Source organism: Escherichia sp. SCLE84, assembly GCF_012584495.1.
In the GTDB taxonomy this organism is placed as follows: domain Bacteria; phylum Pseudomonadota; class Gammaproteobacteria; order Enterobacterales; family Enterobacteriaceae; genus ECMA0423.
In genome coordinates this window covers 3,865,226-3,881,752 of sequence record NZ_CP051430.1, presented here as the reverse complement: position 1 = coordinate 3,881,752, position 16,527 = coordinate 3,865,226, and the positions used below count along the sequence as shown (strand labels likewise).

Here is a 16,527-nt window from a genome sequence, read left to right as displayed (position 1 = left end):
CCTACGGTACGCCGCATCCGGCAATCGGTGAACATAGCGACGTCATTACGCAATTCTTAATCTTCCCTTGTCTTTTCTTTCAACGATCACAGATTTCGTTTTATTTCCTTTTTCTCCATTGAACTTTCAGTTTCTTTTCTATAGATTTTAATCAACGAAAGACATCACCAAGTGAAATGAAACGAAAGGCAAGTGAAAGCGACAACGCCCGACGTCAAGTTCATCAGACTAAGGATTGAGTTATGCCAGAAAATTACACCCCTGCTGCCGCCGCAACCGGTACATGGACTGAAGAAGAGATCCGCCATCAGCCTCGCGCATGGATCCGTTCACTCACCAACATCGACGCGCTACGTTCCGCGCTCAATAACTTCCTTGAACCGTTACTGCGCAAAGAGAATCTGCGGATCATCCTGACCGGAGCCGGAACGTCGGCATTTATCGGTGACATCATCGCGCCGTGGCTCGCCAGCCATACCGGTAAAAACTTCAGCGCCGTACCGACCACCGATCTGGTCACCAATCCGATGGACTACCTGAATCCAGCTCATCCGCTGCTGTTGATCTCCTTCGGTCGATCCGGCAACAGCCCGGAAAGCGTCGCTGCCGTGGAACTGGCAAATCAATTTGTACCGGAATGCTATCACCTGCCGATCACCTGCAACGAAGCGGGCGCTCTTTACCAAAACGCGATCAACAGCGATAACGCATTTGCCCTGCTGATGCCCGCAGAAACGCACGATCGCGGCTTTGCGATGACCAGCAGCATTACCACCATGATGGCCAGCTGCCTCGCGGTTTTCGCACCTGAGACGATCAACAGCCAAACCTTCCGCGACGTGGCGGATCGTTGCCAGGCGATCCTGACCTCACTGGGCGATTTCAGCGAAGGTGTGTTTGGTTACGCACCGTGGAAACGGATCGTTTATCTCGGCAGCGGTGGCTTACAGGGCGCAGCACGCGAGTCGGCGCTGAAAGTGCTGGAACTGACGGCGGGTAAACTGGCGGCCTTTTATGATTCTCCAACCGGATTCCGTCATGGACCAAAATCGCTGGTCGATAACGAAACACTGGTGGTGGTATTTGTCTCCAGCCACCCTTACACCCGTCAGTATGATCTTGATCTGCTGGCTGAACTCCGCCGTGACAACCAGGCAATGCGCGTAATCGCCATCGCCGCGGAAAGCACCGACATCGTCGCTGCCGGTCCACATATTATCCTGCCGCCGTCACGTCACTTTATCGACGTTGAGCAGGCATTTTGCTTCCTGATGTACGCCCAGACGTTTGCACTGATGCAGTCGCTGCACATGGGCAATACGCCAGATACCCCATCAGCCAGCGGCACCGTTAACCGCGTGGTGCAAGGCGTAATCATTCATCCGTGGCAGGCATAAGAGGATCGCATTATGAGCATTATCTCCACTAAATATCTGTTGCAGGACGCCCAGGCCAATGGCTACGCGGTGCCTGCTTTTAACATTCATAACGCCGAGACGATCCAGGCGATCCTCGAAGTGTGCAGTGAAATGCGATCGCCGGTGATCCTCGCCGGAACGCCGGGGACCTTTAAACATATCGCGCTGGAAGAGATCTACGCCCTGTGCAGCGCCTATTCCACAACCTACAACATGCCACTGGCGCTGCATCTCGACCACCACGAATCGCTGGATGATATTCGCCGTAAAGTCCACGCAGGTGTGCGCAGTGCAATGATCGACGGCAGCCACTTCCCGTTTGCCGAGAACGTGAAGCTGGTGAAATCGGTTGTTGACTTCTGCCACTCACAGGATTGCAGCGTGGAAGCAGAACTGGGCCGCCTGGGCGGTGTTGAAGATGACATGAGCGTTGACGCCGAAAGTGCATTCCTGACCGATCCACAAGAAGCTAAACGCTTTGTCGAACTGACTGGCGTCGACAGCCTGGCGGTAGCGATTGGTACGGCGCACGGCTTATACAGCAAAACGCCGAAGATTGATTTCCAGCGGCTGGCGGAAATTCGTGAAGTGGTGGATGTTCCTCTGGTGCTACATGGTGCCAGCGATGTTCCGGATGAATTTGTCCGTCGCACTATTGAACTTGGCGTCACAAAAGTGAACGTTGCCACAGAATTAAAAATAGCCTTCGCTGGCGCGGTTAAAGCCTGGTTTGCGGAAAATCCGCAGGGTAATGATCCTCGTTATTATATGCGCGTCGGAATGGATGCGATGAAAGAAGTTGTCAGAAATAAAATTAATGTCTGTGGTTCAGCGAATCGAATTTCAGCATAATCATTAGTTTTTTATGATTTATCCCAATGTACTTCCCGATTAATATCGGGGAGTGCCTTAATGGAAAAGGAGATGACTAAACCTTAATAAATACATCAGTACAATATCGCAACAATAATATATTAAAAAAAATTATATTATTCAACTTTATGGTGAGGATTACACAATGAGCAGTCCAAATATTCTCTTAACCCGTATTGATAACCGTCTGGTTCACGGTCAGGTTGGCGTGACCTGGAAATCCACCATCGGTGCGAATCTGCTGGTAGTCGTGGATGATGTTGTCGCTAACGATGATATTCAACAGAAATTAATGGGTATTACCGCAGAAACCTACGGCTTTGGCATTCGTTTCTTTACTATCGAAAAAACCATTAACGTCATCGGCAAAGCTGCACCGCATCAGAAGATCTTCCTGATTTGCCGTACGCCACAAACGGTACGTAAATTGGTAGAAGGTGGCATTGACCTGAAAGATATCAACGTCGGCAATATGCATTTCTCGGAAGGGAAAAAGCAAATCAGCAGTAAAGTTTATGTCGATGACCAGGATCTCGCGGACTTACGTTTTATTAAACAACGTGGCGTGAATGTTTTCATTCAGGACGTCCCTGGCGATCAAAAAGAACAAATCCCTGACTAAATCTAAAATCGCCTTAATATTGGTTTGAGGTAATAAAAATGCATGAAATAACCCTACTTCAGGGATTATCCCTGGCGGCGTTAGTTTTCGTTCTGGGGATTGATTTTTGGCTGGAAGCCTTATTTTTATTCCGCCCGATAATCGTTTGTACCCTAACTGGCGCTATTCTCGGTGATATTCAGACTGGCTTAATTACCGGTGGTCTGACAGAGTTGGCTTTCGCCGGATTAACCCCTGCAGGTGGTGTTCAGCCGCCCAACCCGATTATGGCGGGTCTGATGACCACCGTCATTGCATGGTCTACGGGCGTTGATGCCAAAACAGCAATTGGTCTTGGTCTGCCGTTTAGTTTGTTAATGCAGTACGTCATTCTGTTCTTCTATTCCGCTTTCTCATTATTTATGACCAAAGCCGATAAATGCGCGAAAGAGGCGGATACGGCAGCGTTTTCCCGGCTTAACTGGACAACGATGCTCATCGTCGCTTCAGCGTATGCGGTGATTGCTTTCCTCTGTACTTACCTGGCACAAGGGGCGATGCAGGCGCTGGTGAAAGCGATGCCCGCCTGGTTGACCCACGGCTTTGAAGTGGCTGGCGGTATTCTGCCTGCCGTTGGTTTTGGCTTGCTGCTGCGCGTAATGTTCAAAGCGCAATATATCCCTTACCTGATCGCCGGTTTCCTGTTTGTTTGCTACATCCAGGTCAGCAACCTGTTGCCGGTTGCCGTACTGGGCGCAGGCTTTGCGGTGTATGAGTTTTTCAATGCGAAATCCCGGCAGCAAGCGCAACCGCAGCCCGTTGCCAGTAAAAATGAAGAAGAGGACTACAGCAATGGGATCTGAAATCAGTAAAAAAGATATCACCCGTCTGGGCTTTCGTTCGTCGCTGCTGCAAGCGAGCTTTAACTACGAAAGGATGCAGGCGGGCGGTTTTACCTGGGCGATGTTGCCGATCCTGAAAAAGATTTATAAGGACGACAAACCGGGCTTAAGCGCGGCGATGAAAGATAACCTCGAATTTATTAATACCCACCCGAATCTGGTCGGATTCCTGATGGGGTTATTAATTTCGATGGAAGAAAAAGGAGAAAACCGCGACACCATTAAAGGCCTCAAAGTGGCACTGTTTGGCCCAATCGCCGGGATTGGCGATGCGATTTTCTGGTTTACTTTGTTGCCGATTATGGCGGGAATTTGCTCATCATTTGCCAGCCAGGGAAACCTGCTGGGGCCGATTCTATTTTTCGCCGTTTACCTGCTTATCTTTTTCCTGCGCGTCGGCTGGACCCACGTCGGTTATTCAGTCGGCGTGAAGGCGATCGATAAAGTGCGAGAGAACTCGCAGATGATTGCTCGCTCGGCAACCATCCTCGGGATCACGGTAATCGGCGGGCTGATCGCTTCGTATGTGCATATTAACGTGGTGACATCGTTTGCCATCGACAGTACCCACAGCGTCGCGCTGCAACAGGATTTCTTCGATAAAGTCTTCCCGAACATTTTACCGATGGCCTACACCCTGCTGATGTATTACTTCCTGCGGGTGAAAAAAGCGCATCCGGTGCTGTTAATCGGCGTGACTTTTGTGCTCTCTATTGTTTGTTCCGCATTCGGCATTTTGTAAATGGAACGAGGCACTGCTTCTGGCGGTGCCTCTTTACTTAAGGAATTTCATCCTGTGCAAACCCTTCAGCAAGTTGAAAACTATACGGCGTTAAGTGAACGAGCCAGCGAATATTTATTGGCTGTGATCCGTAGCAAACCGGATGCCGTGATTTGCCTGGCGACCGGAGCCACGCCATTACTGACGTATCATTATCTGGTAGAAAAAATCCACCAGCAGCAGGTTGATATCAGCCAGCTCACCTTCGTGAAGCTCGACGAATGGGTGGATCTGCCATTAACGATGCCTGGCACCTGCGAAACTTTCCTACAACAGCATATCGTGCAGCCGCTGGGGCTGCGTGAAGACCAGCTCATCAGCTTTCGCTCCGAAGAGATAAATGAGACAGAGTGCGAACGGGTAACGAACCTGATTGCGCGCAAAGGCGGTCTGGATTTATGCGTTCTAGGATTGGGGAAAAACGGTCATCTTGGGCTGAACGAACCGGGAGAAAGCCTACAACCGGCCTGCCATATCAGTCAACTTGATGCCAGAACACAGCAACATGAGATGTTAAAAACCACGGGTCGCCCCGTGACTCGTGGGATCACCTTAGGCCTGAAGGATATTCTCAATGCCCGCGAGGTTTTGTTATTGGTGACTGGCGAAGGAAAGCAGGATGCGACAGAACGTTTTCTCACGGCTAAAGTCTCCACCGCTATCCCGGCTTCGTTTTTATGGCTGCACAGTAACTTTATTTGTTTAATTAATACCTAACCAGATGAAAATTTGCTCAAAATTTTTAAATTAACTTATTCAACAGTCACGCATTATATTAAATAACATTTGACTGGGTTGAACATAACGCCAATAGCAAAAGGAGTTATGTTCAACAATTTAATTTTAGATATACATATAACTTGTTCTATTAATAAATCACCTCGTATTCTGACTCGGCCCCTGGCGCAGCAAAGTCAGGCATTTATACTCTTTTTAACACATAGAAAATTCATATCAATATAATAAAAACATAAAATATTTGCATATAAATATAATCTTAAAGTTTAGTCTATTTAATGTTCAATGAAATGTTTCTACCTGTATAATCTTTAAAGATGTTGAACATATATTCACATTAAATATGATTATGTACTTGTTACAAGGATAAGGTTATAAATGAATAAAGTTACAAAAACAGCTATTGTGGGCTTACTTGCGCTTTTCGCAGGTAATGCCGCTGCAACCGATGGTGAAATAGTTTTTGATGGCGAGATTTTAAAATCCGCTTGTGAAATCAATGACTCTGATAAGAAAATTGAAGTTGCTCTTGGTCACTATAATGCCGAACAGTTTCGTTCTGTTGGCGATCGTAGCCCAAAAATTCCATTCACTATTCCTTTAGTTAACTGCCCAGTGACTGGGTGGGAGCACGATAACGGCAACGTTGAAGCGTCTTTCCGTTTATGGCTGGAAACGCGGGATAATGGCACCGTCCCTAACTTCCCTAATCTGGCAAAAGTGGGCTCTTTTGCTGGCACAGCGGCAACAGGTGTGGGTATCCGTATTGACGATGCGGAAAGCGGAAACCTTATGCCACTGAATGCTATGGGGAATGATAACACGGTTTATCAGATCCCAGCGGACTCCAATGGTATTGTCAATGTTGACCTCATCGCTTACTACGTATCAACCGTTGAAGCATCAGAAATCACCCCAGGGGAAGCAGACGCTGTCGTTAACGTAACGCTGGATTACCGTTAATACGTTACGGCGTTATCTGACCTTTCAGATAACGCCCTTTTCCTTCCTCTTTCTCGTTGTATCAGGTTGAAAAATAACTATGTCAAAACGAACATTCGCGGTGATAATAACCTTGTTGTGTAGCTTCTGTATCGGCCAGGCGCTTGCAGGGGGTATCGTTTTACAGCGAACGCGAGTGATCTATGATGCCAGCCGCAAAGAGGCTGCGTTACCTGTCGCAAACAAAGGCGCAGAAACGCCTTATTTACTGCAATCATGGGTAGATAATATAGATGGTACAAGCCGTGCCCCATTTATTATAACCCCACCGCTATTTCGTCTTGAAGCTGGCGATGACTCATCACTGCGAATTATTAAAACAGCTGATAACCTGCCTGAAAATAAAGAGTCGCTGTTCTACATTAATGTTCGTGCCATTCCAGCAAAGAAAAAATCAGATGATGTTAATGCTAACGAGTTGACGCTGGTATTTAAAACACGGATCAAAATGTTTTATCGCCCCGCACACCTGAAGGGACGGGTAAACGATGCGTGGACATCACTGGAATTTAAACGTAGTGACCATTCACTCAATATATATAACCCAACTGAATATTACGTCGTATTTGCCGGACTGGCAGTCGATAAAACCGATCTCACAAGCAAAATTGAATATATCGCGCCCGGAGAACATAAACAGTTACCACTTCCTGCATCTGGCGGAAAGAACGTGAAATGGGCTGCAATCAATGATTATGGCGGCAGTTCCGGGACAGAAACTCGTCCACTGCAATAACAAATATAAAAAACACAGGTCATCAGGGAATGCCACAACGACACCACCAGGGACATAAACGCACACCGAAACAGTTGGCGCTCATCATCAAACGCTGTTTGCCGATGGTGCTCACTGGCAGCGGCATGCTTTGCACTACCGCTAACGCCGAAGAGTATTATTTCGACCCCATTATGCTGGAAACTACAAAAAGTGGTATGCAAACAACTGATCTGTCACGTTTTTCAAAAAAATACGCACAACTACCAGGAACTTATCAGGTTGATATCTGGCTGAATAAAAAGAAGGTTTCACAGAAAAAAATTACATTTACCGCCAATGCAGAGCAACTTCTGCAGCCACAGTTTACGGTAGAACAACTACGTGAGCTGGGTATTAAGGTGGATGAAATCCCGGCGCTGGCTGAAAAAGATGACGATAGCGTGATCAACTCGCTTGAACAAATCATTCCCGGTACAGCTGCTGAATTTGATTTCAATCATCAGCGACTTAATTTGAGCATTCCCCAAATTGCACTGTACCGTGATGCAAGAGGTTACGTCTCCCCTTCTCGTTGGGACGATGGTATACCAACGCTGTTTACCAACTACTCGTTTACAGGTTCTGATAACCGTTACCGCCAGGGCAATCGTAGCCAACGACAGTACCTGAATATGCAAAATGGTGCTAATTTTGGCCCCTGGCGATTACGTAACTATTCTACGTGGACACGCAACGATCAGGCGTCAAGCTGGAACACTATCAGTAGTTATTTACAACGTGATATCAAGGCGTTGAAGTCTCAGTTGCTTCTGGGAGAAAGCGCCACCAGCGGCAGTATTTTTTCCAGCTACACCTTTACTGGCGTGCAACTCGCTTCCGACGATAATATGTTGCCAAACAGCCAGCGCGGATTTGCCCCAACGGTACGCGGTATCGCAAACAGTAGTGCAATCGTGACTATCAGGCAAAATGGTTATGTGATCTATCAAAGCAACGTGCCAGCGGGTGCCTTTGAAATTAACGATCTCTACCCCTCTTCCAACAGCGGCGATTTAGAAGTCACGATTGAAGAAAGTGACGGTACACAACGTCGCTTTATCCAGCCTTATTCTTCATTACCCATGATGCAGCGACCTGGGCATCTAAAATATAGCGCGACCGCTGGACGCTATCGCGCTGATGCAAACAGTGATAGCAAGGAACCAGAATTTGCTGAAGCCACGGCAATATATGGTTTGAATAATACTTTTACGCTGTATGGCGGCCTGCTCGGTTCTGAAGATTATTATGCGCTGGGGATCGGTATCGGCGGCACACTTGGCGCACTGGGCGCGTTGTCGATGGATATCAACAGAGCTGACACCCAATTCGATAACCAGCACTCTTTTCATGGCTATCAATGGCGTACGCAGTACATCAAAGATATCCCGGAAACCAACACCAATATCGCTGTTAGCTACTATCGCTATACCAACGATGGCTATTTTAGTTTTGATGAAGCCAATACCCGCAATTGGGACTATAACAGTCGCCAAAAAAGTGAAATTCAATTCAACATCAGCCAGACAATATTTGATGGGGTAAGTCTGTATGCCTCCGGTTCGCAGCAAGACTATTGGGGCAATAACGAGAAAAACAGGAATATCTCTGTTGGGGTTTCCGGCCAGCAATGGGGAATTGGTTACAGCCTGAATTATCAATACAGCCGCTACACTGATGAAAATAATGACCGTGCACTCTCTTTGAATCTCAGTATTCCGTTAGAACGCTGGTTACCGCGTAGCCGGGTTTCCTATCAGATGACCAGCCAGAAAGATCGCCCAACCCAACATGAAATGCGTCTTGATGGCTCACTGCTGGATGATGGTCGCCTGAGCTATAGCCTGGAACAAAGTCTGGATGACGATAACAACCATAACAGTAGCCTGAACGCCAGTTACCGTTCACCTTATGGAACCTTCAGTGCCGGATACAGTTACGGTAATGACAGCAGCCAATACAATTACGGCGTTACCGGCGGCGTGGTTATCCATCCTCATGGCGTGACGCTCTCGCAATATCTGGGCAACGCTTTTGCGCTTATCGATGCTAACGGGGCTTCTGGCGTGAGGATACAAAACTATCCGGGGATTGCTACTGATCCCTTTGGCTATGCAGTGGTTCCTTATCTCACGACTTACCAGGAAAACCGTCTCTCGGTAGATACTACGCAGCTGCCCGATAACGTCGATCTTGAGCAAACAACACAGTTTGTGGTGCCCAACAGAGGTGCAATGGTAGCGGCGCGTTTCAACGCCAATATCGGTTATCGCGTACTTGTTACAGTCAGCGATCGCAACGGTAAACCGTTGCCCTTTGGCGCTCTTGCCAGCAACGATGATACGGGGCAACAAAGTATCGTCGATGAGGGCGGCATACTATATCTCTCTGGGATATCGAGTAAATCACAAAGCTGGACTGTACGCTGGGGAAATCAGGCAGATCAACAATGTCAGTTTGCTTTTAGTACACCGGATTCAGAACCAACAACCTCTGTATTACAAGGCACAGCGCAGTGCCATTAAGGATAAAAAAATGAAAAGAGCGCCTCTTATAACAGGACTTTTGTTGATATCCACATCCTGCGCTTATGCCTCCTCAGGAGGGTGTGGAGCTGACAGCACTAGCGGTGCGACAAATTACAGCAGTGTGGTTGATGATGTTACGGTGAACCAGACAGATAACGTGACAGGACGGGAGTTTACCTCTGCCACGCTAAGTAGCACTAACTGGCAATACGCCTGTACCTGCTCTGCGGGTAAGGCAGTTAAACTTGTCTATATGGTCAGCCCCGTACTTACCACCACTGGACATCAGACAGGATATTACAAACTCAATGACAGCCTGGATATTAAAACCACATTACAGGCAAACGACATTCCAGGACTCACAACCGACCAGGTTGTCTCTGTTAACACCCGATTCACACAGATAAAAAGCAGCACCGTATATTCTGCTGCAACCCAAACGGGTGTTTGCCAGGGTGACACGTCTCGTTATGGACCCGTTAATATTGGTGCAAATACCACCTTTACCCTGTATGTCACCAAGCCATTTCTCGGCTCGATGACCATTCCGAAAACGGATATTGCCGTCATTAAAGGCGCGTGGGTCGATGGAATGGGAAGCCCGTCTACAGGTGACTTCCATGATTTAGTCAAGTTATCGATTCAGGGAAATCTCACCGCCCCACAGTCGTGCAAAATTAATCAGGGCGATGTTATTAAGGTTAATTTTGGATTCATCAATGGTCAGAAGTTTACCACCCGCAATGCCATGCCAGACGGTTTTACTCCAGTAGACTTTGATATCACTTATGACTGTGGTGATACTTCAAAGATTAAAAACTCGTTGCAAATGCGCATCGACGGTACAACTGGGGTAGTAGACCAGTACAACCTGGTCGCCAGGCGAAGAAGTTCAGACAATGTGCCCGATGTCGGTATTCGTATTGAAAATCTCGGCGGCGGAGTTGCAAATATTCCTTTTCAGAACGGTATCCTTCCCGTTGATCCTTCCGGGCATGGCACCGTCAATATGCGCGCCTGGCCAGTTAATCTGGTCGGTGGTGAGCTGGAAACAGGAAAATTTCAGGGCACAGCCACCATTACCGTCATGGTGCGGTAAAAGAAGACGTTGCGTTTTGATTAACGCAACGCTTCGGCACTGTTACCCCTGCTGCTCCAGCGCATACTTATACAGCGCATTTTTCTTCACGCCATGAATTTCTGCGACCAGCGCCGCCGCTTTTTTCAGCGGCAGTTCTGCCTGTAGCAGCGCCAGCGTGCGCAGGGCATCGGCGGGTAAGTCTTCTTCCTGTGCTTTATGACCTTCGACAATCAGCACCATTTCGCCTTTGCGACGGTTTTCATCTTCCTTTACCCACGCCAGCAGTTCGCCAACGGGCGCGCCGTGAATGGTTTCCCAGGTTTTGGTCAGCTCACGCGCCAGAACCACGTAGCGGGATTCGCCTAATACCGCAACGATATCTTCCAGGCTATCTAACAGACGGTGGGTAGATTCATAAAAAATCAGCGTGCGCGGCTCCGCTTCAATGGCTTTTAGCGCATCACGGCGGCCTTTTGATTTGGCAGGTAAAAAGCCTTCGTAACAGAAACGGTCAGAGGGTAAACCCGCTGCGCTTAACGCAGTGATAGCAGCACACGGCCCGGGTAGCGGCACCACACGAATCCCCGCTTCACGGCAGGTACGCACCAGATGGTAGCCAGGATCGTTAATTAGCGGCGTTCCGGCATCGGAAACCAGCGCAATGTTTTGCCCCTCTTGCAGCTTCGCCAGCAGCGTTTCGGCTTTTTGTTGTTCGTTATGGTCGTGCAGCGCAAACAACCGGGCATTAATCCCAAAATGTTGCAGCAATAAACCGGTGTGACGAGTATCCTCGGCGGCAATCAGATCAACGGCCTGTAATACCTCTAACGCTCGCTGGGTGATATCCGCCAGATTGCCGATTGGCGTCGGTACAATGTAAAGCTGGCCCTGAGAATTATCCGCCGATTGGTGTTGTTTCATTGTGTCGTCCGTATTGCCGATTTAATATTGAGCATTGCGTAAAAAAATATCACTGGATACATTATGGTACCCTCAACATTTTCTCGTTTGAAAGCCGCGCGTTGTCTGCCTGTTGTTCTGGCAGCCCTGATTTTCGCCGGTTGTGGCACCCATACTCCCGATCAGTCCACTGCTTATATGCAGGGCACGGCGCAGGCTGATTCTGCCTTTTATCTTCAGCAGATGCAGCAAAGCTCTGATGATACCAGGATCAACTGGCAATTACTCGCCATTCGTGCACTGGTGAAAGAAGGTAAAACCGGGCAGGCGGTTGAGTTGTTTAACCAACTACCGCAAGAACTGAACGATTCTCAGCGTCGCGAGAAAACACTGCTGGCGGTAGAGATTAAACTGGCACAGAAAGATTTTGCTGGCGCGCAAAACTTGCTGGCGAAAATTACACCCGCCGATTTAGAACAAAACCAGCAAGCCCGTTACTGGCAGGCAAAAATCGATGCCAGCCAGGGGCGTCCTTCCATTGATTTACTGCGCGCGTTAATTGCTCAGGAACCGCTGCTTGGCGCGAAAGAAAAACAGCAGAATATTGATGCCACCTGGCAGGCGCTCTCCTCCATGACTCAGGAACAGGCGAATACGCTGGTGATCAACGCCGACGAAAATATTCTGCAAGGCTGGCTGGATCTGCAGCGCGTCTGGTTTGATAACCGTAACGATCCCGACATGATGAAAGCCGGGATCGTCGACTGGCAGAAACGTTATCCGAACAACCCGGGCGCGAAAATGCTGCCAACGCAGTTGGTTAACGTAAAAGCGTTTAAACCAGCCTCGACCAACAAAATCGCCCTGCTGTTGCCACTGAATGGCCAGGCAGCGGTATTTGGTCGCACTATTCAGCAAGGCTTTGAAGCGGCGAAAAATATCGGCACTCAGCCAGTGGCAGCTCAGGTAGCTGCCGCACCTGCCGCAGACGTAGCAGAACAACCTCAACCGCAAACCGTGGATGGCGTTGCCAGCCCGGCACAAGCCTCGGTTAGCGATCTGACCGGTGAACAGCCTGCAGCCCAGCCGGTGCCTGTAAGCGCCCCGGCGACAAGCACCGCAGCGGTAAGCGCACCCGCAAATCCATCCGCAGAGCTGAAAATCTACGATACCTCATCACAACCACTTAGCCAGATCTTAAGCCAGGTTCAGCAGGATGGCGCGAGTATTGTGGTTGGTCCGTTGCTGAAAAATAACGTTGAAGAGTTGCTTAAGAGCAACACCCCGCTGAACGTGCTGGCACTGAACCAGCCGGAGAATATCGAAAACCGCGTCAATATTTGTTACTTCGCGCTTTCACCGGAAGACGAAGCGCGCGATGCAGCGCGTCATATTCGTGACCAGGGTAAACAAGCGCCGCTGGTGCTGATCCCACGCAGTTCATTGGGCGATCGCGTAGCCAATGCGTTTGCGCAAGAGTGGCAGAAACTGGGCGGCGGCACCGTTCTGCAACAAAAATTTGGTTCCACCAGCGAATTACGCGCGGGTGTTAACGGCGGTTCTGGTATCGCTTTAACGGGTACCCCGATTACTCCCAGAGCGACAACCGACTCCGGCATGACGACCAACAATCCAACGCTGCAAACCACGCCAACCGATGACCAGTTCACCAATAATGGCGGTCGTGTCGATGCGGTGTACATTGTGGCAACGCCGGGTGAAATCGCTTTTATCAAACCGATGATCGCCATGCGTAACGGTAGCCAGAGCGGTGCAACGCTGTACGCCAGCTCCCGCAGTGCGCAAGGGACCGCTGGCCCGGATTTCCGACTGGAGATGGAAGGCTTGCAGTACAGCGAAATCCCGATGCTGGCAGGCGGTAATCTACCGTTAATGCAGCAGGCACTCAGCGCGGTGAATAACGATTATTCACTGGCTCGCATGTATGCGATGGGCGTCGATGCCTGGTCGCTGGCAAATCATTTCTCACAAATGCGCCAGGTTCAGGGTTTTGAAATCAACGGTAATACCGGAAGCCTGACGGCAAACCCGGATTGCGTGATTAACAGGAAGTTATCATGGCTACAGTACCAACAAGGTCAGGTAGTCCCCGCCAGTTAACCACCAAACAGACCGGCGATGCGTGGGAAGTACAAGCGCGTCGCTGGCTGGAAGGCAAAGGACTGCGATTTGTCGCCGCTAACGTGAACGAGCGTGGCGGCGAGATCGATCTGATAATGCGTGAAGGCCGGACCACCGTTTTTGTCGAGGTACGCTATCGCCGCTCTGCGCTTTATGGCGGCGCGGCAGCCAGTGTGACCCGCAGCAAACAACACAAATTATTACAGACTGCCCGCTTGTGGCTCGCGCGTCATAATGGGAGTTTTGATACTGTGGATTGCCGGTTCGATGTGGTAGCCTTCACCGGGAATGAGGTTGAGTGGATTAAGGATGCCTTTAATGACCACTCATAATTAAGGTTTAAGGATTAGCGTGCAAGAAAGAATTAAAGCTTGCTTCACTGAAAGCATTCAAACTCAAATTGCGGCGGCAGAGGCGCTTCCGGATGCCATCTCCCGTGCAGCCATGACGCTGGTTCAGTCTCTGCTCAATGGCAACAAAATCCTCTGTTGTGGTAATGGAACTTCCGCTGCCAATGCACAGCATTTTGCTGCCAGCATGATCAACCGTTTCGAAACGGAGCGGCCCAGCTTACCTGCCATTGCACTAAATACTGATAATGTTGTCTTAACGGCGATTGCCAACGATCGCTTACATGATGAAGTGTATGCAAAACAGGTGCGGGCGCTGGGTCATGCGGGAGATGTATTGTTAGCCATTTCCACCCGTGGCAACAGCCGCGATATTGTAAAAGCGGTAGAAGCTGCCGTTACGCGTGATATGACCATTGTGGCATTGACCGGCTATGACGGCGGCGAACTTGCAGGTTTGTTAGGGCCACAAGATGTGGAGATCCGCATTCCTTCGCATCGTAGTGCTCGCATTCAGGAAATGCATATGCTGACGGTAAATTGCCTGTGCGATCTGATCGATAACACGCTTTTCCCTCACCAGGATGATTAAGGAGAATACATGAAGGCATTATCGCCAATCGCAGTCCTTATTTCCGCGCTGCTGTTGCAAGGTTGTGTTGCCGCTGCCGTAGTGGGTACCGCTGCTGTGGGTACCAAAGCCGCAACTGACCCACGCAGTGTCGGCACCCAGGTGGACGATGGTACCCTGGAAGTGCGCGTGAACAGCGCATTGTCGAAAGACGAACAGATTAAGAAAGAAGCGCGCATTAATGTAACGGCCTATCAGGGCAAAGTGCTGCTGGTTGGGCAGTCACCAAACGCTGAACTTTCGGCTCGCGCCAAACAGATTGCTATGGGCGTAGACGGTGCCAACGAAGTGTATAACGAGATTCGTCAGGGCCAGCCGATTGGTCTGGGCGAAGCGTCTAACGATACGTGGATCACCACCAAAGTGCGTTCGCAGCTCTTAACCAGCGACCTGGTGAAATCGTCCAACGTGAAAGTGACCACCGAAAACGGTGAAGTGTTCCTGATGGGGCTGGTGACTGAACGTGAAGCGAAAGCGGCGGCAGATATTGCCAGCCGGGTGAGCGGCGTGAAGCGGGTAACTACGGCGTTTACGTTTATTAAATAGCAGCCCCTTGTAATGCCTGATGCGACGCTTGCCGCGTCTTATCAGGCCTACAACGACACAAAACGTAGGTCAGATAAGGTGTTTACGCCGCATCCGACTGCTGTTGCCTGATGCGACGCTTGCCGCGTCTTATCAGGCCTACAACGATACAAACCGTAGGTCAGATAAGGCGTTTACGCCGCATCCGACATGTTTTCCCTCAAATCAGAACAACAGCGCCAGCCCGCCGACAATCACACCAGACACTGCCACCATCGCCCCCGTCAGCCATAAGGCTTTCGCCGGGAACGCTTTGCGCAGCATAATCAGTGACGGCAAACTCACCGCCGGGAGCGTCATCAACAATGCCAGCGCCGGAGCGGTTCCCATACCTGCCAGCATCATCGTTTGTACAATCGGAATTTCTGCTGCCGTGGGAATGACAAACAAGCATCCTGCTACCGCCATCGCCACCACCCACATCAGGCTGTTATCGACAGCACCATCGGCATGGGGGAATAACCAGACGCGAGCGGCACCCAACACCAGTACTGCAAGGATGTAAACCGGGATCGTACTCCAGAAAAGCGTCCATAGCGCCCTGCCCCAGCGGCTAAAAAACCCGCCCTGTGCTTCCGGTATGTCAATTTCGACCGGTGCCTGCGTTTGCGGTGTTTCACGCACCCATTTTTGCACCAGCGTCGCAATCAGCAACACCATCACCAGCCCCGCCACCAGACGAATCGCCGCAAAACCCCAGCCGAGGACGAACCCCATAAACACCAGCGTCGCCGGGTTTAACAACGGATTCCCCATCCAGAATGCCAGCGCACCGCCCATCGACACCTGTTGGCGACGCATTCCCGCCGCGACCGGAGCCGCACAGCAGGTACACATCATGCCCGGCAGCGAAAACAGCGTTCCCAGCAGCGTGCCGCGAAAGCGCGATTGCCCAAGCGTACGCAACAACCAGTCACGCGGGATCAGCACCTGAATCAACGAACCGAGGATCACCCCCAGCACCGCCGCTTTCCATACTGCGAGGAAATAGATCATCGCGTAATCCAACGCCGCTTGCCACGGATTAGCATCCGCCTGCGCAAGGATAGATTTACCGATACTGTGGGTTTCGGCTGCAGTAAACGCTTTGCCGTAGTAAGGTTGCCATTTCACATACCAGAGACCGGCAATGACAACGAGAAAGAAAAGCGCGGGTTTCCACCACTGAATGGGCGTTGCCGCCTGAGATGAAGACTGACCAGTCATAGCATTCCCCAGGAATAAGTTATGATAATTGA

16 protein-coding genes are annotated in these 16,527 nt (G+C 49.9%); 14 read left to right on the top strand and 2 right to left on the bottom strand.

What is annotated here, in order from left to right; all coding sequences use genetic code 11:
• Window positions 1–242 precede the first annotated feature (242 nt).
• The 10 genes from HGD79_RS18835 (at window position 243) to HGD79_RS18790 (ending at window position 10,699) form a co-directional block, all read left to right on the top strand.
• A complete protein-coding gene (locus HGD79_RS18835; protein ID WP_001114873.1) occupies window positions 243–1,397 on the top strand; it encodes an AgaS family sugar isomerase in 1,155 nt (384 codons plus the stop codon).
• 12 nt (window positions 1,398–1,409) lie between these two features.
• The gene (kbaY, locus tag HGD79_RS18830; RefSeq protein ID WP_000022766.1) at window positions 1,410–2,270 is read left to right on the top strand and encodes a tagatose-bisphosphate aldolase subunit KbaY; all 861 of its coding nucleotides are present in this window, start codon (window positions 1,410–1,412) and stop codon (window positions 2,268–2,270) included.
• Between the two features lie 166 nt (window positions 2,271–2,436).
• Window positions 2,437–2,913: a PTS galactosamine transporter subunit IIB gene (gene agaB, locus HGD79_RS18825; protein ID WP_139496492.1), complete on the top strand. Its 477-nt coding sequence runs from the start codon at window positions 2,437–2,439 to the stop codon at window positions 2,911–2,913.
• A 38-nt stretch (window positions 2,914–2,951) separates the two neighbouring features.
• A complete protein-coding gene (gene agaC / locus HGD79_RS18820) occupies window positions 2,952–3,755 on the top strand; it encodes a PTS galactosamine transporter subunit IIC (RefSeq protein ID WP_000544489.1) in 804 nt (267 codons plus the stop codon).
• Window positions 3,745–4,536: a PTS galactosamine transporter subunit IID gene (gene agaD / locus HGD79_RS18815; protein WP_000534351.1), complete on the top strand. Its 792-nt coding sequence runs from the start codon at window positions 3,745–3,747 to the stop codon at window positions 4,534–4,536. Before agaC ends, agaD begins: the two co-directional genes overlap by 11 nt.
• Complete coding sequence (locus tag HGD79_RS18810) at window positions 4,537–5,292, top strand: galactosamine-6-phosphate isomerase (protein WP_001307409.1); 756 nt, start codon at window positions 4,537–4,539, stop codon at window positions 5,290–5,292.
• A gap of 399 nt (window positions 5,293–5,691) precedes the next feature.
• Window positions 5,692–6,276, top strand: a complete 585-nt coding sequence (locus tag HGD79_RS18805; RefSeq protein WP_001045442.1) for a fimbrial protein — start codon at window positions 5,692–5,694, stop codon at window positions 6,274–6,276.
• A gap of 79 nt (window positions 6,277–6,355) precedes the next feature.
• A complete protein-coding gene (locus HGD79_RS18800) occupies window positions 6,356–7,051 on the top strand; it encodes a molecular chaperone (RefSeq protein ID WP_000044768.1) in 696 nt (231 codons plus the stop codon).
• A 29-nt stretch (window positions 7,052–7,080) separates the two neighbouring features.
• Complete coding sequence (locus HGD79_RS18795) at window positions 7,081–9,597, top strand: fimbria/pilus outer membrane usher protein (RefSeq protein ID WP_001136465.1); 2,517 nt, start codon at window positions 7,081–7,083, stop codon at window positions 9,595–9,597.
• A gap of 10 nt (window positions 9,598–9,607) precedes the next feature.
• Window positions 9,608–10,699 (top strand): fimbrial protein, encoded by a 1,092-nt coding sequence (locus HGD79_RS18790; protein ID WP_001461612.1) that lies wholly within the window; start codon window positions 9,608–9,610, stop codon window positions 10,697–10,699.
• A 42-nt stretch (window positions 10,700–10,741) separates the two neighbouring features.
• On the opposite strand, the gene rsmI is transcribed toward HGD79_RS18790, so the two are convergent.
• Window positions 10,742–11,602: a 16S rRNA (cytidine(1402)-2'-O)-methyltransferase gene (gene rsmI / locus HGD79_RS18785; protein WP_000809264.1), complete on the bottom strand. Its 861-nt coding sequence runs from the start codon at window positions 11,600–11,602 to the stop codon at window positions 10,742–10,744.
• A gap of 63 nt (window positions 11,603–11,665) precedes the next feature.
• On the opposite strand from rsmI, the gene lpoA reads away from it, so the two are divergent.
• From lpoA to dolP, 4 genes are read left to right on the top strand one after another with little or no spacing between them, the layout of a single operon-like run.
• Complete coding sequence (gene lpoA, locus HGD79_RS18780) at window positions 11,666–13,702, top strand: penicillin-binding protein activator LpoA (RefSeq protein ID WP_096147528.1); 2,037 nt, start codon at window positions 11,666–11,668, stop codon at window positions 13,700–13,702.
• Entirely contained in the window at window positions 13,660–14,055 is a 396-nt protein-coding gene (locus HGD79_RS18775) for a YraN family protein (RefSeq protein ID WP_000246855.1), read from the top strand. The genes lpoA and HGD79_RS18775 overlap by 43 nt, the downstream gene beginning before the upstream one ends.
• A 19-nt stretch (window positions 14,056–14,074) precedes the next feature.
• Window positions 14,075–14,665 (top strand): DnaA initiator-associating protein DiaA, encoded by a 591-nt coding sequence (gene diaA, locus HGD79_RS18770; RefSeq protein WP_001158034.1) that lies wholly within the window; start codon window positions 14,075–14,077, stop codon window positions 14,663–14,665.
• A gap of 9 nt (window positions 14,666–14,674) precedes the next feature.
• Window positions 14,675–15,250 carry a division/outer membrane stress-associated lipid-binding lipoprotein gene (gene dolP, locus HGD79_RS18765; RefSeq protein ID WP_000646033.1) on the top strand — a complete coding sequence of 192 codons (576 nt, stop codon included), beginning with the start codon at window positions 14,675–14,677 and terminating at the stop codon, window positions 15,248–15,250.
• 204 nt (window positions 15,251–15,454) lie between these two features.
• On the opposite strand, the gene HGD79_RS18760 is transcribed toward dolP, so the two are convergent.
• Window positions 15,455–16,495, bottom strand: a complete 1,041-nt coding sequence (locus tag HGD79_RS18760) for a permease (protein WP_032222356.1) — start codon at window positions 16,493–16,495, stop codon at window positions 15,455–15,457.
• Between the last annotated feature and the right edge of the window lie 32 nt (window positions 16,496–16,527).

What these genes read in the sequence shown, in the direction of transcription:
- HGD79_RS18835 (WP_001114873.1), top strand. Translation starts at nt 243, where the DNA reads ATGCCAGAAAATTACACCCCTGCTGCCGCCGCAACCGGTACATGGACT.
- kbaY (WP_000022766.1), top strand. Translation starts at nt 1,410, where the DNA reads ATGAGCATTATCTCCACTAAATATCTGTTGCAGGACGCCCAGGCCAAT.
- agaB (WP_139496492.1), top strand. Translation starts at nt 2,437, where the DNA reads ATGAGCAGTCCAAATATTCTCTTAACCCGTATTGATAACCGTCTGGTT.
- agaC (WP_000544489.1), top strand. Translation starts at nt 2,952, where the DNA reads ATGCATGAAATAACCCTACTTCAGGGATTATCCCTGGCGGCGTTAGTT.
- agaD (WP_000534351.1), top strand. Translation starts at nt 3,745, where the DNA reads ATGGGATCTGAAATCAGTAAAAAAGATATCACCCGTCTGGGCTTTCGT.
- HGD79_RS18810 (WP_001307409.1), top strand. Translation starts at nt 4,537, where the DNA reads ATGGAACGAGGCACTGCTTCTGGCGGTGCCTCTTTACTTAAGGAATTT.
- HGD79_RS18805 (WP_001045442.1), top strand. Translation starts at nt 5,692, where the DNA reads ATGAATAAAGTTACAAAAACAGCTATTGTGGGCTTACTTGCGCTTTTC.
- HGD79_RS18800 (WP_000044768.1), top strand. Translation starts at nt 6,356, where the DNA reads ATGTCAAAACGAACATTCGCGGTGATAATAACCTTGTTGTGTAGCTTC.
- HGD79_RS18795 (WP_001136465.1), top strand. Translation starts at nt 7,081, where the DNA reads ATGCCACAACGACACCACCAGGGACATAAACGCACACCGAAACAGTTG.
- HGD79_RS18790 (WP_001461612.1), top strand. Translation starts at nt 9,608, where the DNA reads ATGAAAAGAGCGCCTCTTATAACAGGACTTTTGTTGATATCCACATCC.
- rsmI (WP_000809264.1), bottom strand. Translation starts at nt 11,602, where the DNA reads ATGAAACAACACCAATCGGCGGATAATTCTCAGGGCCAGCTTTACATT.
- lpoA (WP_096147528.1), top strand. Translation starts at nt 11,666, where the DNA reads ATGGTACCCTCAACATTTTCTCGTTTGAAAGCCGCGCGTTGTCTGCCT.
- HGD79_RS18775 (WP_000246855.1), top strand. Translation starts at nt 13,660, where the DNA reads ATGGCTACAGTACCAACAAGGTCAGGTAGTCCCCGCCAGTTAACCACC.
- dolP (WP_000646033.1), top strand. Translation starts at nt 14,675, where the DNA reads ATGAAGGCATTATCGCCAATCGCAGTCCTTATTTCCGCGCTGCTGTTG.
- HGD79_RS18760 (WP_032222356.1), bottom strand. Translation starts at nt 16,495, where the DNA reads ATGACTGGTCAGTCTTCATCTCAGGCGGCAACGCCCATTCAGTGGTGG.